This is a genomic window from Frankia sp. CcWB3 (assembly GCF_977927595.1).
In genome coordinates, this window is record NZ_CDWRCK010000069.1 from 1 (window position 1) to 18067 (window position 18067).

An 18067-nucleotide genomic window follows, 5' to 3' on the forward strand; every position below is an offset into this window, starting at 1 on the left:
GGGTGGACGAGGCTCCTGGGCTGCGGAAGATCAGGGCGGCAGCGTCGTCGGTCAAGATCGGGGGATTCTCCGGGGCGTCTGGGGGTCGAGGGTGTGGTGAAGCCCACATCGGGGTAGCGCGGGTCTGACGGGCACATACCCCGGCGGTCGTGCGTTGTGGGTTGCGCACGACTACGCACAACTTCTCTGGGAGTTACTTCAGTGGCCACCGATTACGACACCCCTCGTACAGCTGACATCGAGGACGCCTCGGAGCAGAGCCTCGAGGCCCTCAAAGCTCGGCGGGCGGACGCGGCGGCTGATCTCGGTGACGACGTTGACCCGTTCGAAACCGAGCTCGGCCTGCCCGGCGCCGACTTGTCTGGCGAGGAACTGAACGTCCGTGTGCTGCCGCGTCAGGCCGACGAGTTCACCTGCACGCAGTGCTACCTGGTGCATCACCGCAGCCAGCTCGTGGACGAGCGACGGATGATCTGCCGGGACTGCGCGGCCTGACCGACCGCGTGGTCTGATCGGCTCTCGATCAGTCTCCACCGCCGATGACAGCTGCCGATGACAGCTCCACGATCAGTTCGGGCTCGACCGCTACCGGCGGTTCGGGCTCGTCTGGCCCGGCCCGGCTCCTCACCCGACCAGAACGCCGGCGTCCCGCATGCGCGCCACGGCTCGCTCCTCGTCGCCCGGACGCAGGTTGACGAACCTGGTGAGGTCGAGCGGCAGCAGCACCTTCAGGCCCCGCAGCCGAGCGTCCAGCGCGCTCTCCTGGACGCAGTAGTCGCCGGCCAGCCCGACGACCACCACCGTCGACACGCCCAACTGCGCCAGCCGTTCACCGAGCACCGTTGTGGCTCGCCTCCCCGATGCCGGGTCACGCACCGAGAAGGCCGAGTAGCCGTCGCTGCCGTCGACCCCCTTGCGGATCACCTCACCCTTGACGATCAGGTCGGGATGGAACTGGGCGCCGGGGGTATCCCCGACGCAGTGCGGCGGCCAGATCCCGCCGCCGGTGACGAAGTGCGGGGTCTCGTGCGGGTGCCAGTCCTGGCTGTAGAAGACCGGGGAGCCGGCGGTCACCGCCGCGGCGATCTCCGCATTGATCCCGGCGATGATCTGCTCACCACCGGCCACGTAGAGGCTGCCGGCCGGATCGGCGAAGTCGTTCTGCACGTCCACGATCAGCAGAGCGGTCCCCGGCCCGTAACGCTGACTCATCGTCGTGTCCCCTCCGTCGCGCTCCGCCCTCGCGTCGCGGTGTACCCACCTCTCCCGGTGTACCAGTCTGTTCTGTCCCGGTGTACCCGTCCGTTCGGTATGACCACACTGTCGCATCTCGACACGCCCGCGTCGATATCCCTGATCATGATGGTGCGTCGGCTTAGGTTCGCAGGATGCGTAGCCGAGACTACGGGCCGGACGTCCTGGCTCCCCCCGCCCGTCCGCGCCAGGCGCGTCCGCCGGAGGTCGAGCTCGAGCGTGACCTCGTGGTCGAGGACGTGGCTACCGGGTTCTGCGGGGCCGTGGTGGGCAGCGAGAACGGTGGGGTGACGCTGGAGGACCGTCACGGCATCCGGAGGGTCTTCCCCCTGGAACCCGGCGCCTTCCTGATCGAGGGCGCGCGGGTGACCCTCGTGCGTCCCCGCCGCGGGACCCCGGCCCCCGCGGCGCGCACCGCGTCCGGGTCCGTCGCGGTGCCCCGCCGCCGGGCCAGGGTCGCGCGGGCGAGCCGTATCTACGTGGAGGGTCTGCACGACGCCGCCTTGGTCGAGCGGGTCTGGGGCGACGACCTGCGCATCGAGGGGGTGGTGGTGGAGAGCTTGGACGGGGTCGACGACCTGCCGTCGGTGGTCGCGGGGTTCCGCCCGGGGCCCGGCCGCCGGCTCGGCGTGTTGGTGGACCATCTCGTCCCGGGGTCGAAGGAGAGCCGGATCGCCGCCTCCGTTGCCGGTGACCACGTCCTGGTGACCGGTCATCCCTACATCGACATCTGGCAGGCGGTGAAGCCGGCGTCGGTCGGCATTCCCCGCTGGCCCGAGATTCCCCGCGGCCAGCCCTGGAAGGAAGGGGTCTGTCAGGCCCTCGGTGTGGAGGACCCGGCGCAGATGTGGCGCCGGGTCCTGGCCTCGGTGGACAGCTACACCGACCTTGAGGTGGGCCTGCTCGGCGCGGTGGAACGACTGATCGACTTCGTCGCCGGCTGACGGCCGGGCCCGGGCGGCCCCCCGTACGCGCGCCGCGCAGCCGACCGCGTACGGTCACTTCGGCGGGGACGGGCCCCCTCCGTAGGCGGGAGACACCGAATGCCGGCACGGATCAGACCATCGATCCTGCTTCGGCTCGTCGGTGCGGCCGGCGTGACCCTGGTCGTCGTGGCCCTGGTCGCCGGGGTGGCTCTGCATCTCGTGGGGGGCGGGCCCGCGGGGCCGGGCGCACCCGGCCCGGCCCGGCCCGGCGTGGACGGGACCTCACCAACCGCCCTGTCCGGCCGGAAGGTCGTCCTCGACCCCGGGCACAACGGAGGAAACGGCGCCGCCGCGGCGTCGATCAACCGGCGGGTCCCGGCCGGCGGTTTCGACAAGGAATGCGACACCGTCGGCGCCGAGACCGACAGCGGTTACCCGGAGCACGCCTTCACCTTCGACGTCGCGGGGCGGGCGGCGGCCATTCTGCGCTCCCGGGGCGCGAGTGTGATCCTGACGCGCGACAACGACTCCGGGGTGGGCCCGTGCATCGACGAGCGGGCCCGCATCGGCAACCGGGTCTCGGCCGGCGCGGTGGTGTCGATACATGCCGACGGGGGACCGGCGGACGGACGCGGCTTTCATGTCATCGCGCCCGCGCTCAGCCCGGACCGGGCCAACGCACCGATCCTCGCCCCGTCGGCGCGTCTCGCGGCGATGGTGCGATCCGCCTTCGGCCGGGCCACCGGGCAGCCATTGGTGGACTACCTGGGCGAGGATGGTATGACGATCCGCTCCGATCTCGGTGGGCTCAACCTCTCGCGGGTGCCGAAGATCTTCCTGGAGTGCGGCAACATGCGCAACCGCACCGATGCGGCCGAGCTTGCCGACCCGGCCTGGCGGGCCCGGGCGGCGGCGGGCCTCGCGGACGGGATCACGTTGTTCCTGCTGGGGGACGAGGCGTCCTCGCCCGGCCCGGGCTGACCCGGCTTCGTCCGGTGATGGGCGTGACGGCGGCCGGGGCCCCTTGTCGGATTTCCGGGCGCCCAGCGCCCACCGGCCGTCGCACACGCAGAGGGCCATCCGTGACGGATGGCCCTCATAGGAGGGCGAGAATGTGTCTCGCGGTGGGCGATACTGGGATTGAACCAGTGACCTCTACCGTGTCAAGGTAGCGCTCTCCCACTGAGCTAATCGCCCGCGAAAGGATCAGAGGCGGAGGCGGGAATCGAACCCGCGTACAGGGCTTTGCAGGCCCTTGCCTAAACCACTCGGCCACTCCGCCGTGGGAGGCCGCTGGGGACGGACCTCAAGCCTCTCTGCTCCCGAGCGGACGACGGGATTCGAACCCGCGACCCTCACCTTGGCAAGGTGATGCTCTACCAACTGAGCCACGTCCGCGCTGCTCCGCCCTTCTCGGCGGTGCAGGTAGCACTCTAGCGGACGATCGGGCCAGACGTCGAACCGTCTGGCGGGCGTCGCTGAGATGTTGCGTTGGGTCAAGGTTCTCCGGATGAACGTCGGTTTTCGCCCACGGCACGTCCATGCGGCCGGCCGGCCGTCGAGGGGCTGGTCCATGCCCTGGGCGGCGGGTCACCTCGGGCGGCGGTAGCGTGATCGGAATGAGCGAGACGAACGTGGCGGCTCGGGAGGCGAGCCCCCTCGGGTGTGTGGAACCGGCACCCCCGTGGGATGTCTCCTCGTTCCTGCTCGCCGGCGGCCGGTTCGCGACTGAGGTCGTGGAGATCAGTGATGACGCCGCGGTGCTGGATCGAGATGGCTTCTGGGCGGTCGTCGTCGACTTCGAGAGGGCCGTCCGTTGCATCCGGTTCGCCGACGTGCGGCCGGCGCCTCCCGGTGGTGCCGCGGCGCTGCGGCGTGGCCCCTGGCTCGGACCGCCGCGAGCCGCATGGACGACAACCATGAACCGGGCGGCCTACCTCGACGGGGTTGTGGCGATCCGTGAGCGCATTGCGGCGGGGGAGGTCTACCAGGTCAATCTCTGCCGATTGCTGTCGGCACCCCTGCCTGCGCCCGCGGCGGAACGCGCGGGGGGTCCCGGTGCCTGTGCTGCCGGTGTCGATCTCGGTGCCCTGGCGGCTGTCGTAGCCGCCGGCAATCCCGCGCCGTACGCGGTCGTCCTGGATGTGCCGGAGGCCGGGGTGCGCATCGTCGGCGCCTCTCCGGAGCTGTTCCTCTCCCGCCAGGGCGACGTCGTGAGTTCCAGGCCCATCAAGGGAACCGGTCGGACGGCGGCGGATCTGCGGGAGAAGGACGTCGCCGAGAACATCATGATTGTCGATCTTGTTCGCAACGATCTTGGGCGGGTCGCCCGCCCGGGAAGTGTGACGGTGCCTTCGCTCTGCGCAGTGGAGGAGCACCCCGGTCTCGTGCACCTCGTCTCGACCGTCCGGGCCCGGCTGCGGCCGGGGGTGGGCTGGCAGGACCTCCTGGCGGCGGCCTGCCCGCCCGGTTCCGTCTCCGGTGCCCCGAAGTCGAGCGCGCTGCGGATCATCCGAGAACTGGAACCGGCCTCTCGGGGCTACTACTGCGGAGGGATCGGCTGGGTGGATGCCGACCGGAACGTGGGTTGGCTGTCTGTTGGCATTCGTACGTTCTGGATCGAGGACGACCGGATCTGGTTCGGTACCGGCGCTGGTATCACGTGGGGGAGCGATCCGGACTCGGAGTGGCGTGAGACCGAGCTGAAGGCCGACCGGCTGGTGGGGCTGGCGAGCCGATCGGACGATAGGCCGGGCACCGGCGGTGGGCCGAGGACAAAAGAACCCGCCTGGCGGCGCTAGCCTGGCCAGGCGGGCGGGTGCTCTGTGTGTGGCTGGGTGGAAGCTGCCTCGGATGCAGGTGGGGAAGGGTCTCCCCCGGTCGCAAAATGCCCACACCGGCTTGCCGGGATCGGGCAGCGGTCCCGACCCCGGTGAGATCATCGCTCGGGGCCACCCCAGATGAGGAGGGCGAGTTCGGCATCAAGATCGATGATGTCGCTCTCTCCGCCGAGGGGGACGGCTGAATACGTCCGCCGCAGGAAGGCCAGCACCTCGGACCGCGGCATCTCGAACAGTGCATGCCCGGACGGGCTGGACAGGGACAGGCAGACGATCCGTCCCCCGGACTGGGCGGCAGGCCACACCTGCACGTCGCCATCCCCGGCGGGTCGGCGCACACCGTCGCTGAGGAGCTGGCGCGCGAACGTCCACTCCACGACCTCGTCCGCACCGGTGCGGAAGCCGATGCTGATCGCGTACGGATCGGCAGGCTCGTACCGGACGGTGGCGGCGACCGGCACGGGCGCCGCCCCGGGGACGACAAGGCGGAGGGCGAGTTCTGCGGTGATTGAATCGTGACGAATAGTCATCGGGCGGCCTCTCATGGTGCGATGGTGCGGGCGAGCACCCGTGTAACGGGATAGTTCCCTCTCCGAGTCCCGTTGGAAACAAGATTATGCCAAGACAACATCCGTTACGGTAGTTCGGGCGAGTTGCCTGGCCCGGAAGGGTGAACCTGCCTCGAGTGATCATGGTTCGGCCGGCTGTCGGACGGATCTTCTACTTGAATCCTATAGATGATTACCGTCCGTAGTGTCCGAACGTCCCTCGAGCGTCAGGCCATCCCGCCAAGGCCGTTCCCCCTCAAGTCTTCCCCGTGGGGACCCTTCTCAACCACGGCCAGTCGCGGCGAACCTGACCCAGTCCGGCCACCGGGCAGGACGGCGGACATCGCCCCATCCGTCCGTCGACCCCCCGCCGTCGGCCCCCTTCGCCGGCCCGTATCCTCGGCGTGTACGGTGGTCCCACCGGCAAGGGCGTATAGCTCAGTGGTAGAGCGCTGCCTTCACACGGCAGAGGTCCGTGGTTCGAAACCACGTACGCCCACGCGATTGGGCTTGCCATGCTCCGCTCCCGGGTCGGGAGCTTGCTGTGCTCCCGCGGGACATCTGCCCCGTGGATGATCTTCGTGCTCCCCGCGATGCGGCGTTTTTCCTGGTCAGGGCGGGTCCATCGGTGCCTGGGAGGGGCTACCCCAAACGGGTGGTGCGGCTTGGCGGTGTCCTCTCCCGCCGGTGGGACTCGGCGCGTTTCCCCCGGTAGGAGGCCGTCCCGGTCCCGCCCGAGACCTGCCCGGGGCTGCCCCCGACCTCCGCGGCGTGCTGCGCCTCGAAGGGTGGTCGGAGCTGTCCACTGCCGGTGGGGCGCCTGTCCCGGGGAGCGGTGCGAAATCTCCCCGATTGGCCGGTTTCTGGGTGTCTGGGCCGCGACGTCGTGGGCTGGCGACGAATCAACATCTACCCCCACTTTGGTGGGGACACCACCGATGGAGGCGGATCCCGGAGGGGGTCCCGGCCGGTGCTCCAGTCCGGGAGACAGCCCGGCAGACAGTGTGGGCGACGAGCACGTCGATACCTCGACCCGGGGTCGGCTCCGAGCCTCGTTCTTTACGGAAAGTGACGTCCGAGCCCGCGTCGCCGGGCCCCCGGGCGCATCGCGCGAGCCGCCGCCGCGATGCATCGCGGTCCTTGGGAGCGGGCCTGTCCACCTTTCGGGCGCATGCTGTTGATTCGTGGTGCCCGTGGAGCTCCGCGTGCTGGAGATGGTCGACGCCGTGCGTCGCCGTGGAACGATTCCGGTGGCCGTTGGTATACCGGTTGGTCCATGGTGGATCGGCATCGTTGTGCGTCCCGCCCCTTTCCGCAGGTCACTGGTTTGCGAGTGGGGTCCACGCCAGGTCCGATTGGCGTTTTCCCCATGAAGGTGCCGCCGACGCTGTACAGATCGGCTTAGGAGTCGAAATGAAATAACTTGCGCGTTTCGAACCCTCCACAGGCCTGTGATCTGCGATGATGCTCTCGATCACGTATTTGTTACTTCATTACGTCCCCTTAACGTCCGCTAAGCTGGCCGGGCAGGGCGTAACGGGCTCGGGTTGTCGCAAGGTTGTCGCGATGGCTTCTCGCGGGGTTGCGCCGGGAGGGCTCCTCCCGGTCGCGGACCCTTCGTGTGCATCATCCTCGCGTCAGATCCAGGGCGCCGTGGTTCGAAACCGATTACGTCACTTGGGGGACGTAATGAAGTAACAAATACGCGATCGAGAGCATCATCGCAGATCACAGGCCTGTGGAGGGTTCGAAACGCGCAAGTTATTTCATTTCGACTCCTTGAGGGGGACTGGCGGCGACCCCCCCACGCCGTCAGTCTCCCTCTTCATGCGCCGGACCGCACCCGCACGCGAGCCTCCTCGCGTACCGCGGGCGTCTCTCGTCGCTCAGATCCTGATAAATTGACGAGACGATATTGCTCCCCCCTGGGGAGCTCGTCCCGGGGAGGCGGCGCCCTTGCTGATGGCCGAGCAGGTTCCGGTGCCCATGGCCCGCTCGATGGGCGCTGCCTGCGTGTTCACTCGGCTCAGCCGGGGCGGCGTCGTGGCGGCCGCCCAGTGACGGCCGAGGTCTCACCCGAGGGGGTTCCCCTGGAGGAGCAGGCCGGGGTCGGCGGTCCGGATGCTTTCCAGCGGCTCTACACCCCGCACCGCATGGCCTATATCAGGGGCGAGGGCCGCTCCCGTGACGATGAATGCCCATTCTGTTCCATTGTCGGGATGTCCGACGAGGACGGCCTCGTGGTTGCTCGGGGTAAAAGCGTCTACGCGGTCCTCAATCTGTACCCCTATAATGCCGGTCACCTTCTCGTTGTGCCCTATCGCCACATCGCGGACTACGCCGACATGGACCCCGAAGAGATCGTCGAGATGGCATTCTTCGTTCAGCACGCGCTCCGTGCGCTGCGGGCCGCCAGCGGGGCCCACGGTTTCAACACCGGCATGAACCTGGGGGATGTCGCCGGCGCCGGGATCGCCTCGCACGTGCATCAGCACGTGGTGCCGCGGTGGGGCGGTGACACGAACTTCATGCCCGTGGTGGGCGCGACCAGGGTGCTCCCCGCCCTGCTCGGGCAGACCAGGGAGATGCTCGCCCAGGCCTGGGCGCAGACCGCGCCCGACGAGTAGGGCGGGTAGCGCCGGGCCCGGTGGAGGCCGCAGCCGGGTCGGGGCGCTCCCGTCGGGGTTGCCCGCCGCACCGGGTCCCGCCCGGCGCCGGGCCCGATGCGGCGGGTGTGCGGTCACGGATGTCTCCCACCGGCAATCCTCCCTGAGCCGGGCCGAGGGTTGCCGGTCGTCCGTCTTTCCCGCTTTATGTCGGATTCCTGCTTTATGCCGATTTTTTCGCTTCCGCCGACAGGGCATCCCCAAGCTGTGGTGGCATCGGCTCGTAGCCGCGATGGTCCCGCGTGAAGCTACCCGTGCCGTGGCTCAAGGACCGTAGTTCAATCGCATATCGGATCATTTCGCTCGCAGGGACCTCTGCGTGAACGACCGTCCGGGGGGTGGCCCCGGGCCCGCCCGGGACGGGTTCCATCCCGACGACCCGTCCTCGGCGAGTGGACAGGTCGCCCATCACGGCCCCGACGTACTCGTCGGGTACCAGGACGCCAACGGCCAGGATCGGCTCAAGCACGACGACGCCGGCGGCCCGGGCCGCGTCCTTGAGCGCCAGTGCGCCGGCGATCTGAAAGGCCATGTCCGAGGAGTCGACGCTGTGCGCCTTGCCGTCGACGAGGCGGACCCGTAGATCAACCATGGGATGGCCGGTGCGGACGCCCTGCGCCATCTGCGCCCGGACGCCCTTCTCCACCGAGGGGATGAAGGCCCGGGGAACCGCGCCGCCGACCACCTCATCGACGAACTCGAAGCCCCCACCCGCCGGGAGCGGTTCGACCTCGATCTGGCAGACCGCGAACTGGCCGTGCCCACCGGACTGCTTGACCTGACGGCCGAGTCCGCGCGCCGGGGCACGCAGCGTCTCCCGGAGCGGGATCCGGGGCGCGGTCCGGTCCACCGCGGCGCCGTAGCGCTGGGCGAGCCGTTCCAGGACCGCGTCGCTGTGGGCCTCGCCCATGCAGCACAGGACGAGTTGGGAGGTCTCGGGGTCCTGCTCGATCCGTAGCGTCGGGTCCTCCACGGCCAGCCGGCCGAGTGCGGTCGACAGCCTGTCCTCGTCCGCGCGGCTGCGGGCCCTGATCGCGATAGGGAGCTGCGGTTCGGGCATCGACCATGCGGGCAGGTAGCGTGGGTCGTCGCGATCGGAGAGGGTGTCGCCGGTCTCGGCGGTGCTGAGCTTCGTCACCACGCAGATGCCGCCGGCCGGGCACTCGCCCACCGTGTACAGAACCGAGCCGTACGGCCGGGAGAGCGCCCCGACCTGCTCGTCGTCGTCGTGGTCGGCGTGCCCGGCGGCGGCTCTGCCGTGCCCGCTGACGTGCACCGCATCGTCGGGATGCAGCGTGCCGGAGAACACCCGGACCACTGACATCCGGCCCACGTAAGGATCCGTGGTCGTCTTCACGACCTCGGCCACGAGCGGCCCGGCCGGATCACCGTGGCTCTGGTCGCAGGGGGAGCCGTCAGGGCGGCTCACCGGCGGCAGGGGATGCTCCCGCGGTGAAGGGAACCCCTGCACGAACAGGTCCAGCAACTCGACGGAGCCGAAACCGCCGGCCCGCCCGCTGCCCCGATCGCCCCCTGCCGCGGCGCCCGGGCCCGAGGTCGAACCCGGAAGCAGACCGGCCGGCAACACCGGGAAGAACGTCCCGCGGGCGACCGCGGTCTCCAGATCGCCGAGCAGGAGCTTGGTGTCGGGTTCATCACCGGACAGGTACCGGTCGAGGAGGGTCTCGTCCTCACTCTCAGCGATGATCCCCTCGACCAGGGCGGCGCGGGCGGAGGCGTACCGGCCGGTGAGGCCGGCCGGGGTCGCGAGTTCCTGGCGGCCGCTGCCCGGGTACTCCAGCACTCGCCCGGACAGCAGATCCACCAGCCGCATCGAGGCGCCGGCCTCCCGCTCGGGCAGGTAGGCCGGCAGCACGCCGGCCCCGAAGGCCCGTTGGCAGCCCTGGACGGCCGCCGCGAAATCGGCCCGGGGATGGTCGAGATGGGTGAGCACGATCGCGCGGGGCATGCCGACCCCGGCGCACTCCGCCCACACCATGCTGGTCGCGCCATCCACCCCGTCGACCGCGCTGACGACGAACAGAGCGGCGTCGGCGGCCCGCAGGCCCGCCCGCAGCTCGCCCACGAAGTCGGGATAGCCCGGGGTGTCCAGAAGATTGATTGTGAGCCCGCGGTGACTGACCGAACACAGGGTGAGGCTGACCGACCGTGCCGGGCGACGCTCGGGATCGGCATGGCCGACGTAGCTGGTCTGGGCGGTCTGACGGTCGCCGTTCTGGCGGTCCGGCGGCCCGGCGGTGGCGAGCAGACGGTCCACCAGAGCCGTCTTGCCCGCGCCGGTGTGGCCTACCAGGACGACGTTGCGCACATCGCACGAGGCTGATGACATCATCGCCTCCTTGACTGGGAGGTAACGGCCTGTTCGGTAACGGCAGCGTCCTCCCCTGTTACCTGGGACACAAGCCCGAGGGCGGCCGTGGTCGGGAATGCGCGGATCGTGGCGGCTGTACTGTGAAGACCGCCCGAAGCCGGGCGCACGTGGGACGACCACGCGGGACGACGGGACGGACATGCTCGCTAGCAAGGCACGACCGCAGATCCAGAAGTTGCTCGACCCGGTGAGCCAGTGGGCCGCCCGGTCGTCGGTGTCACCGGACGCCGTGACGATCATCGGCATGGTCGGGGTCGCGGGCGGGGCTCTGGGGTTCTTCACCCGCGGGGTGTTCTTCCTCGGCACCGTAGTGATCACGCTGTTCGTCTTCTCGGACCTGATCGACGGGGTCATCGCCCGCGCCCGCGGCATCTCCTCCAAGTGGGGGGCCTTTCTCGACTCCACGTCCGACCGGGTCGGCGACGGCGCGATCTTCGGATCGCTCGTCCTCTGGTACGCCGGCGACGGCGATTCCCTGCCGTTGGCGGGTGCGGCCCTGATCTGCCTGGTCGCCGGTTTGATCACCTCGTACGTCAAGGCCCGCGCCGAGGGACTCGGCTTCACCTGTGACGTGGGGTTCGCCGAACGGGGCGAGCGGTTGCTGATCCTGCTGGTCGCCGCCGGGCTGTACGGCCTCGGGGTGCCCTACCTCCTGCCCGCGGCGCTGTGGTTCCTTGTCGGTGCCACCATGCTGACGGTCGTCCAGCGGGTCGTCCACGTCTACCGGCAGTGGTACCGCGCGGGAGACCCGCCCTCCCCGCCGACGTCAAGGGCGGCCCCGGCCACTGCGTCCCGGACCACGGCCGCGTCCCGGGCCGCGGCCGCCTTCGGCCCCCGCCGCAACGGCCGCTGAGCGGTCATCGAGACGATCCGACGAAGGGCCGAGCGTTGACGGCGGGCGGGCGGGCGACGGCGGCCGGGCGGTTCACCGACCTCGCCTACACGCTGGGCTGGCGCGGCGTCCGGCTGCTCCCGCACCCCGTGGCCGCCGCGGCGTTCCGGTTCGGCGCCGACCTGGCCTACCGCCGCGACGGGCGGGGGGTGCGCCGGCTGCGGTCGAACCTCGCCCGAGTGGCGCCGCCGGGAACCGATCTGGACCGGTTGACCCGGGCGGCGATGCGCTCCTACGCGCGGTACTGGCTGGAGGTGTTCCGCCTCCGGGAGATCGGTCTGGACCGCGTCGTCGGCCGGCTGCGGCTGCTGGACCAGTATCGGTTGTGGGATGCGCACGCCCGCGGGAAGGGGACCATCGTGGCGCTGCCGCACATGGGTAACTGGGAGCAGGCGGGCGCCTGGCTGGTGGTGAATGGCGTGCCGTTCACGACCGTCGCCGAACGCCTGCGGCCGGAGGCGCTCTTCGAGCGGTTCCTGGCCTTCCGCTCGGAGCTCGGCATGGAGGTCGTCCCGCTGACCGGCGGGCAGGCTCCCCCGTTCGACCTGCTCACCGAGCGCCTGCTGGCCGGGGGGATGCTCTGCCTGCTCGCGGACCGGGATCTCTCTCGCGGGGGGATCCCGGTGAGGTTCTTCGGCGCCACGGCCACCATGCCCGGCGGGCCCGCGGCGCTCGCGCTGCGCACCGGGGCGACGCTGCTGCCCGCCACGCTCTGGTTCGATCATGACGGGTGGAGCGGGCGGATCCATCCCGCCGTCGAGCCGAGCGACATCCCGACGATGACGCAGGGACTTGCGGACGCCTTCGCCGCCGGCATCGCCGCGCACCCCGCGGACTGGCACATGCTCCAGCGGATCTGGCGCGACGACGGATGACGCCGCCGTGAAGATCGGTCTGGCCTGCCCCTACGCCTGGGACGTACCGGGCGGGGTCCAGGTGCACGTGCGTGACCTCGCCGAGACCCTGATCGCCGCCGGTCACCAGGTATCCGTCATCACCCCGGTGGACGACGAACGGACCCTGCCGCCCTACGCGGTGGACGCGGGCCGGGCGTTACCGTTCCCCTACAACGGCTCCGTCGCCCGGCTTCTGATGGGCCCGGTCTCGGCCGCCCGGGTCCGCCGTTGGCTGCGTGAGCACGACTTCGATGTCCTGCACGCCCATGAACCGACCGCGCCCAGCGTCAGCCTCCTGGCCTGCATGCTGGCCGACGGGCCGATCGTCGCCACCTTCCACACCGCCAACCCCCGGTCGCGGTTCCTCACCGCGGCCCACGGCGCGCTGCAGCCGTCGTTCGAGAAGCTGCGGGCCCGGATCGCGGTCTCCGAGGCGGCCCGGCGCACCCTCGTCGAGCATCTGGGCGCCGACGCCGTCCTGATCCCGAACGGGGTGGCGGTGCAGAACTTCGCCGGCGCCCGGCCCCTGCCCGGCTACGACGACGGGCGGCCCACCGTCGTGTTCCTCGGGCGCATCGACGAGCCGCGCAAGGGCCTTGACGTGCTGCTAGCCGCCCTGCCGGCGCTCGCCGCCGAGATCGACGGTGTCCGGCTGCTGGTGGCGGGGCCCGGTGACGGGGCGGCGGTGCGGGCCCGGCTGGAGCCCGCCCTGCGCTCGCGGGTCGGCCTCGTCGGCATGGTCTCCGACGCCGACAAGCCCCGGGTCTTCGCCTCCGGGCAGGTCTACTGCGCCCCGAATACCGGTCAGGAGAGCTTCGGGATCGTGCTGCTCGAGGCGATGGCGACCGGGACCCCGGTGGTGGCCAGCGACATCGACGCCTTCCGCCGGGTCCTCGATGACGGGCGCGCCGGCAGGCTGTTCGACGTCGGCGATCCCGCGCGGCTGGCCGCGACCCTGGCCCAGGTGCTATGTGATCCCGCCGGCGCCGCGCGGCTGGTGGAACGCGGTCGCGCCGTCGTCGCCGCCTACGACTGGCGGGTCATCGCCGAGCGGATCGTCGGGGTGTACCAGATGGTCTCCGGGGACATGCGGGTGTCGGTCGCGACGGCGACGCAGCCGCCGGTCCGGGGCGACGCGAGGAGTGGGGACTGACCTGCCCGGTAACTGACCTGTCCCGGTACCAGAGCCACGTCACATTCGGCCGTTGGTTACGCTGCGCGGGATGACCGCCGTCGTGGTGGTGGTCGCCCTGGTGGTGGCGATCGCGACCTATCTGACCTGGCTGGCCACTCGGCTCGACCGACTCGCGGCCCGGGTCGCGGACGCCCGCGGCGGGCTGGTGGCGCACCTGCTCGCCCGCGCCGACGCCGCGCGCGAGCTGGCCCTGCGGTGTGAGCTGGCCGAGCTGGGTGAGAGCGTGGCCCGGGCCCGAACGGCCTATCCAGGCCTGCTCGCCGGGGGGGCGTTGGACGCCGCGGTCGAGCAGAGCGAGAATGCCCTGAGCCGGGCGTTACGGTCCGCCGAGGTCGCCGCGGCCGGCCAGCACCACCCCGCCGAGCTGCATGCGGTCGACTCCTGCGCGGCCCGGGTCGCGCTCGCCCGGCAGTTCCACAACGACGCGGTCCGCGACCTGCGGGCACTCGCCGGCCGGCGCGTGGTGCGGATGGCGCACCTGGCCGGCCGCCGGTCGCCCCCCGGCTACTTCGAGATCGATGACGCCCTGCCGATCCGCGGCGAGGGCGTCCCTCGCGGCGACCTGCCGGGGCTGGCCTCCTGACGGCTCGGCCGGTCGCGAGATCGCCGTACCATGGAAAACCGACCCACCCGCACGGGAACCATCCGGCGGGGTAGCCGGCATGCAGGTGCCAGACATGCCGGTACCCCGCGGCCCTGGCGACCCGACCCAGCGAAAAGAGACGGCACATCATGCCCGAGGGCCAGACTGCCCCCGCCGCCGGCCCGGCGATCGACTCCGCCCGGCAGGCCGGTACCGCCCGCGTCAAGCGCGGCATGGCGGAGATGCTCAAGGGCGGCGTGATCATGGATGTGGTCACCGCCGAGCAGGCCCGCATCGCCGAGGACGCCGGCGCCGTCGCGGTGATGGCGCTGGAGCGGGTTCCCGCCGACATCCGGGCGCAGGGTGGGGTGGCGCGGATGAGTGACCCCGACATGATCTTGGAGATCATCGAGGCGGTCTCCATCCCGGTCATGGCCAAGGCCCGGATCGGGCATTTCGTCGAGGCACAGGTGCTGCAGGCGCTCGGGGTGGACTACGTCGACGAGTCCGAGGTCCTCACGCCCGCCGACCCGCACCACCACATCGACAAGTGGCGCTTCACGGTGCCGTTCGTCTGCGGGGCCACCAACCTGGGGGAGGCACTGCGCCGGGTCGCCGAGGGCGCGGCGATGATCCGCTCCAAGGGTGAGGCGGGCACCGGCGAGGTGTCCAACGCCGTGGTGCACATGCGTACCATCCGGGCGGAGATCGCCCGGCTGTCGGGGCTGCCCGCCGAGGAGCTCTACACGGCGGCCAAGGAGCTGCGCGCCCCAGTCGAGCTGGTCGCCGAGGTGGCCCGGCTCGGCCGGCTGCCCGTCGTGCTGTTCACCGCCGGCGGTATCGCCACTCCGGCGGACGCGGCGCTGATGATGCAGCTCGGCGCGGACGGGGTGTTCGTCGGGTCCGGGATTTTCAAGTCCGGGGACCCGGCGCGCCGCGCCCGGGCCATCGTCGAGGCGACCACCATGTTCAAGGACCCCGACGTTCTGGTGAAGGTCTCCCGGGGCCTCGGCGAGGCGATGGTGGGCATCAACGTCACCGAGCTTCCCCCGGAAGCCCGCTACGCCGACCGCGGCTGGTGAGTGGCCCGCGGATCGGCATCCTCGCGTTGCAGGGGGATGTGCGCGAGCATGCCCGGGCGCTCACCGAGGCCGGCGCGCGGCCGGTGGCGGTGCGCCACGCGGTGGAGCTTGCCGAGGTCGACGGGCTCGTCCTGCCCGGGGGTGAATCCACCACGATCGGCCGGTTGCTGCGCGTGTTCGAGCTGTTGGAGCCGTTGCGGGCGGCGGTGGCCGCGGGGTTGCCCGTGTTCGGTTCGTGTGCTGGCATGATCCTGCTCGCGCGGGACGTCGTGGGCGGCCGGCCGGATCAACCACTGATCGGCGGACTGGACATCGTCGTCCGGCGTAACGCCTTCGGCCGGCAGGTGGACTCGTTCGAGGCACACCTCGAGGTCGTCGGGGTGGCGGGGCCACCTGTGCACGCGGTCTTCATCCGGGCACCATGGGTAGAAAAGGCAGGAGACGCGGTCGAGGTCCTGGCCCGTGTCGCCGAGGCGCCGGTGGCGGTCCGCCAGGGGCCGCTGCTGGCCACCGCGTTCCATCCGGAGCTGACCGGTGATGCCCGGGTGCACCGGCTATTCGTCGACAGCGTCCGATCGTCCGGGTCCGGTCGATGATCGGGCGCAAGAGAGGCAGGTCATGAGCGGCCACTCCAAGTGGGCGACCACCAAGCACAAGAAGGCGGTCATCGATGCCCGCCGGGGCAAGCTGTTCGCCAAACTGATCAAGACAGTCGAGGTGGCGGCCAAGACGGGCGGCGGAGACCCCGCGGGCAATCCGACCCTCGCCGATGCCATCGCCAAGGCGAAGTCGCAGTCCGTGCCGAACGACAACATCGAACGGGCCGTCAAGCGGGGTTCCGGCGAGCTCGCCGGTGGGGTGAACTACGAGGACATCACCTATGAGGCGTACGGCCCGGGCGGGGTGGCGATCCTCGTGGAGTGCCTGACCGACAACCGTAACCGGGCGGCGTCGGATGTCCGGGTGGCGATCACCCGTAACGGCGGCACGGTGGCCGACCCGGGGTCGGTGTCGTACCTGTTCAACCGCAAGGGTGTCGTGCTTATCGAGAAGACCGCCGGCCTCACCGAGGACGACGTACTGCTCGCCGTGCTCGACGCCGGCGCGGAGGAGGTCAACGATGTCGGGGAGGCCTTCGAGGTGGTCTCCGAGGCGACCGATCTGCACGCCGTGCGGGTGGCCGCCACCGGCGCCGGCCTGGCGGTCACCTCCGCGGACATCTCCTGGCTGCCGAGCGTGAGCGTGCCGCTGGAGGCCGAACCCGCCGCCAAGGTCCTCAAGCTCATCGAGGCGGTTGAGGATCTCGATGACGTCCAGAACGTCTGGTTCAATGCCGACATCTCCGACGACGTGATGGAGCTAGTCGGCAGCTGATCGTCTTCTCAGGCGATCTGTTGGGCGTGTCGTGGATGTCCGGTTGCGTCGCCGCCCCTAGATTCGAACGAATGTTCTTGTGAACGTGCGGTCGGGAGGGTGGATGCGGGTGCTGGGGGTCGATCCCGGGCTGACCCGGTGTGGCCTGGGGGTCGTCGACGGTGGCCTCGGTGTCCGGGCCCGCCTGGTCGAGGTGGGGGTGGTGCGCACCCCCGCCACCGCCGAGGTCGCCGAACGGTTGTGCGCCGTGTCCGACGGCATCGACGCCTGGCTCGATCGCACCCGTCCGGAGGCGGTCGCGGTTGAGAAGGTCTTCAGCCAGGCGAACATGCGTACCGTGATGGGTACCGCGCAGGCCGGGGCGGTCGCCATCATGCTGGCCGCCCGGCGGGGCCTGCCGGTGGGTCTCTACACGCCCAGTGAGGTGAAGGCCGCGGTGACCGGCAGCGGCCGGGCGGACAAGGCGCAGGTCAGTTTTATGATCACCAGGTTGCTCGGGCTGACCGAGGCGCCACGCCCGGCCGATGCGGCGGACGCCCTCGCGTTGGCGCTCTGCCACCTGTGGCGCGGGCCGGCGCTGGCCCGGTTCCGTTCCGCCGCGCCGGGCGGATCCACCTGATGATCGCGTCGTTGGCCGGCACGGTCACCGCGCTGACCCCGCTGTCCGCCGTCATCGAGGTCGGCGGGATGGGCCTGCTCGTCCACTGCTCGCCGTCGACGCTGTCGCGGCTGCGGGTGGGGGAGTCCGCCTCCCTCGCCACCACCCTGATCGTGCGCGAGACCGAGCTGACCCTCTACGGCTTCGCCGACGCCGATGCGCGCGACGTTTTCGAGATCCTGCAGAGCGCGGCCGGGGTCGGGCCCAAGCTCGCCCAGGCCGTGCTCGGAGTGCACGATCCCGACACGGTGCGCCGCGCCGTTGCCGAGGAGGATCTCGCGGTGCTGACGAAGGTCCCCGGTATCGGGCGCAAGGGTGCGCAGCGCATCGTCCTGGACCTGCGGGACCGGCTCGGTCCGCCGAGTGGTGGTGCGCCGCTGCCCGGCCCGCGCCCGACGCCGGGACCGGAACCGGAACCGGTGCCGGCCGATGCCGTCGGGGTCGCGGCGACCGTGCGGGAGGCGCTGGTGGGCCTGGGCTACTCGGGTCGTGAGGCCGACGACGCCGTGTCGCGGGCGCTCGTGGTCCTGGCCGCGTCCGCCGGCGAGGGCGCCGCTGCGGGTGGCGAGCGTGCCGTCCCGGGCGAGGGAGACGTCCCGGGCAAGGAAGGTGCCCCGGGTTTCCGGGCCGGGGCCGGCGCGGGAACCGGCGGCGCCCCGCCCGACGCCGCGGCACTGCTGCGCGCGAGCCTCGCCGTGCTACGCAGGTGAGGGCCGTTATGACGCCGCCAGGCGGCGTCATAACGGCCCTCACCTGCGTAG

Annotated in this window: 18 protein-coding genes and 4 tRNA genes; 16 read left to right on the forward strand and 6 right to left on the reverse strand. The window is 70.8% G+C overall.

Annotated elements, in window-relative coordinates:
• The first annotated feature begins 201 nt into the window (after positions 1–201).
• Positions 202–495, forward strand: coding sequence for a DUF4193 domain-containing protein (locus ACY5KJ_RS07775; protein WP_011435797.1), 294 nt, complete (start codon positions 202–204; stop codon positions 493–495).
• A 129-nt stretch (positions 496–624) separates the two neighbouring features.
• Here the strand turns inward: ACY5KJ_RS07775 and ACY5KJ_RS07780 are convergent, their stop codons facing one another.
• Positions 625–1212, reverse strand: a complete 588-nt coding sequence (locus ACY5KJ_RS07780) for an isochorismatase family protein (RefSeq protein WP_462187526.1) — start codon at positions 1210–1212, stop codon at positions 625–627.
• A 176-nt stretch (positions 1213–1388) separates the two neighbouring features.
• Here ACY5KJ_RS07780 and ACY5KJ_RS07785 point away from each other — a divergent pair, with 176 nt between their 5' ends.
• Positions 1389–2198 carry a DUF3097 domain-containing protein gene (locus ACY5KJ_RS07785; protein ID WP_462203076.1) on the forward strand — a complete coding sequence of 270 codons (810 nt, stop codon included), beginning with the start codon at positions 1389–1391 and terminating at the stop codon, positions 2196–2198.
• A 99-nt stretch (positions 2199–2297) separates the two neighbouring features.
• Positions 2298–3161 (forward strand): N-acetylmuramoyl-L-alanine amidase, encoded by an 864-nt coding sequence (locus ACY5KJ_RS07790; RefSeq protein ID WP_462187524.1) that lies wholly within the window; start codon positions 2298–2300, stop codon positions 3159–3161.
• A gap of 144 nt (positions 3162–3305) precedes the next feature.
• Here the strand turns inward: ACY5KJ_RS07790 and ACY5KJ_RS07795 are convergent.
• From ACY5KJ_RS07795 to ACY5KJ_RS07805, 3 genes are all read right to left on the reverse strand, one after another.
• A tRNA-Val gene (locus ACY5KJ_RS07795) sits at positions 3306–3377 on the reverse strand.
• A 13-nt stretch (positions 3378–3390) separates the two neighbouring features.
• Positions 3391–3462, reverse strand: a tRNA-Cys gene (locus ACY5KJ_RS07800).
• A 43-nt stretch (positions 3463–3505) separates the two neighbouring features.
• A tRNA-Gly gene (locus ACY5KJ_RS07805) sits at positions 3506–3578 on the reverse strand.
• 221 nt (positions 3579–3799) lie between these two features.
• Between ACY5KJ_RS07805 and ACY5KJ_RS07810 the strand changes: the two genes are divergently transcribed.
• Positions 3800–4981, forward strand: a complete 1182-nt coding sequence (locus ACY5KJ_RS07810; protein WP_462203077.1) for a chorismate-binding protein — start codon at positions 3800–3802, stop codon at positions 4979–4981.
• 137 nt (positions 4982–5118) lie between these two features.
• Here the strand turns inward: ACY5KJ_RS07810 and ACY5KJ_RS07815 are convergent, their stop codons facing one another.
• Complete coding sequence (locus ACY5KJ_RS07815; RefSeq protein ID WP_462188101.1) at positions 5119–5550, reverse strand: SsgA family sporulation/cell division regulator; 432 nt, start codon at positions 5548–5550, stop codon at positions 5119–5121.
• A 445-nt stretch (positions 5551–5995) separates the two neighbouring features.
• Here ACY5KJ_RS07815 and ACY5KJ_RS07820 point away from each other — a divergent pair.
• The 3 genes from ACY5KJ_RS07820 to ACY5KJ_RS07830 all read left to right on the forward strand — a co-directional run bounded on the left by ACY5KJ_RS07820 (position 5996) and on the right by ACY5KJ_RS07830 (position 8195).
• A tRNA-Val gene (locus ACY5KJ_RS07820) sits at positions 5996–6067 on the forward strand.
• 962 nt (positions 6068–7029) lie between these two features.
• A complete protein-coding gene (locus tag ACY5KJ_RS07825; protein ID WP_462203078.1) occupies positions 7030–7266 on the forward strand; it encodes a hypothetical protein in 237 nt (78 codons plus the stop codon).
• 359 nt (positions 7267–7625) lie between these two features.
• Positions 7626–8195, forward strand: a complete 570-nt coding sequence (locus ACY5KJ_RS07830) for an HIT family protein (RefSeq protein WP_462188102.1) — start codon at positions 7626–7628, stop codon at positions 8193–8195.
• Positions 8196–8397: 202 nt separating this feature from the next.
• Here the strand turns inward: ACY5KJ_RS07830 and ACY5KJ_RS07835 are convergent, their stop codons facing one another.
• Positions 8398–10584 (reverse strand): elongation factor G-like protein EF-G2, encoded by a 2187-nt coding sequence (locus ACY5KJ_RS07835; protein ID WP_462203080.1) that lies wholly within the window; start codon positions 10582–10584, stop codon positions 8398–8400.
• A 181-nt stretch (positions 10585–10765) separates the two neighbouring features.
• Here ACY5KJ_RS07835 and pgsA point away from each other — a divergent pair, with 181 nt between their 5' ends.
• The 9 genes from pgsA to ruvA all read left to right on the forward strand — a co-directional run bounded on the left by pgsA (position 10766) and on the right by ruvA (position 18016).
• Positions 10766–11479 (forward strand): phosphatidylinositol phosphate synthase, encoded by a 714-nt coding sequence (gene pgsA, locus ACY5KJ_RS07840; RefSeq protein WP_462188104.1) that lies wholly within the window; start codon positions 10766–10768, stop codon positions 11477–11479.
• Positions 11480–11514: 35 nt separating this feature from the next.
• Entirely contained in the window at positions 11515–12393 is an 879-nt protein-coding gene (locus ACY5KJ_RS07845) for a phosphatidylinositol mannoside acyltransferase (RefSeq protein WP_462188105.1), read from the forward strand.
• A gap of 7 nt (positions 12394–12400) precedes the next feature.
• Complete coding sequence (locus ACY5KJ_RS07850; protein ID WP_462188106.1) at positions 12401–13567, forward strand: glycosyltransferase family 4 protein; 1167 nt, start codon at positions 12401–12403, stop codon at positions 13565–13567.
• Positions 13568–13637: 70 nt separating this feature from the next.
• Positions 13638–14192, forward strand: coding sequence for a hypothetical protein (locus ACY5KJ_RS07855; protein WP_462188107.1), 555 nt, complete (start codon positions 13638–13640; stop codon positions 14190–14192).
• 149 nt (positions 14193–14341) lie between these two features.
• Positions 14342–15274, forward strand: coding sequence for a pyridoxal 5'-phosphate synthase lyase subunit PdxS (gene pdxS / locus ACY5KJ_RS07860; protein ID WP_462188108.1), 933 nt, complete (start codon positions 14342–14344; stop codon positions 15272–15274).
• Positions 15271–15870 carry a pyridoxal 5'-phosphate synthase glutaminase subunit PdxT gene (gene pdxT, locus ACY5KJ_RS07865; RefSeq protein ID WP_462188109.1) on the forward strand — a complete coding sequence of 200 codons (600 nt, stop codon included), beginning with the start codon at positions 15271–15273 and terminating at the stop codon, positions 15868–15870. Before pdxS ends, pdxT begins: the two co-directional genes overlap by 4 nt.
• 22 nt (positions 15871–15892) lie before the next feature.
• On the forward strand, positions 15893–16648 hold the full coding sequence (locus ACY5KJ_RS07870; protein WP_462203079.1) for a YebC/PmpR family DNA-binding transcriptional regulator: 756 nt from the start codon (positions 15893–15895) through the stop codon (positions 16646–16648).
• 103 nt (positions 16649–16751) lie between these two features.
• Complete coding sequence (ruvC, locus tag ACY5KJ_RS07875) at positions 16752–17267, forward strand: crossover junction endodeoxyribonuclease RuvC (protein WP_462185993.1); 516 nt, start codon at positions 16752–16754, stop codon at positions 17265–17267.
• The gene (gene ruvA, locus ACY5KJ_RS07880) at positions 17267–18016 is read left to right on the forward strand and encodes a Holliday junction branch migration protein RuvA (RefSeq protein ID WP_462185965.1); all 750 of its coding nucleotides are present in this window, start codon (positions 17267–17269) and stop codon (positions 18014–18016) included. Before ruvC ends, ruvA begins: the two co-directional genes overlap by 1 nt.
• Positions 18017–18067: the final 51 nt, after the last annotated feature.

Bases quoted from the DNA above. Each gene is read 5' to 3' on its own strand.
- ACY5KJ_RS07815 (WP_462188101.1), bottom strand. From the start codon at position 5,550: ATGACTATTCGTCACGATTCAATCACCGCAGAACTCGCCCTCCGCCTT.
- pdxS (WP_462188108.1), top strand. From the start codon at position 14,342: ATGCCCGAGGGCCAGACTGCCCCCGCCGCCGGCCCGGCGATCGACTCC.
- ACY5KJ_RS07825 (WP_462203078.1), top strand. From the start codon at position 7,030: ATGATGCTCTCGATCACGTATTTGTTACTTCATTACGTCCCCTTAACG.
- ACY5KJ_RS07790 (WP_462187524.1), top strand. From the start codon at position 2,298: ATGCCGGCACGGATCAGACCATCGATCCTGCTTCGGCTCGTCGGTGCG.
- ACY5KJ_RS07835 (WP_462203080.1), bottom strand. From the start codon at position 10,584: ATGTCATCAGCCTCGTGCGATGTGCGCAACGTCGTCCTGGTAGGCCAC.
- ACY5KJ_RS07870 (WP_462203079.1), top strand. From the start codon at position 15,893: ATGAGCGGCCACTCCAAGTGGGCGACCACCAAGCACAAGAAGGCGGTC.
- ACY5KJ_RS07855 (WP_462188107.1), top strand. From the start codon at position 13,638: ATGACCGCCGTCGTGGTGGTGGTCGCCCTGGTGGTGGCGATCGCGACC.
- ruvA (WP_462185965.1), top strand. From the start codon at position 17,267: ATGATCGCGTCGTTGGCCGGCACGGTCACCGCGCTGACCCCGCTGTCC.
- ACY5KJ_RS07785 (WP_462203076.1), top strand. From the start codon at position 1,389: ATGCGTAGCCGAGACTACGGGCCGGACGTCCTGGCTCCCCCCGCCCGT.
- ACY5KJ_RS07810 (WP_462203077.1), top strand. From the start codon at position 3,800: ATGAGCGAGACGAACGTGGCGGCTCGGGAGGCGAGCCCCCTCGGGTGT.
- pgsA (WP_462188104.1), top strand. From the start codon at position 10,766: ATGCTCGCTAGCAAGGCACGACCGCAGATCCAGAAGTTGCTCGACCCG.
- ACY5KJ_RS07780 (WP_462187526.1), bottom strand. From the start codon at position 1,212: ATGAGTCAGCGTTACGGGCCGGGGACCGCTCTGCTGATCGTGGACGTG.
- ruvC (WP_462185993.1), top strand. From the start codon at position 16,752: ATGCGGGTGCTGGGGGTCGATCCCGGGCTGACCCGGTGTGGCCTGGGG.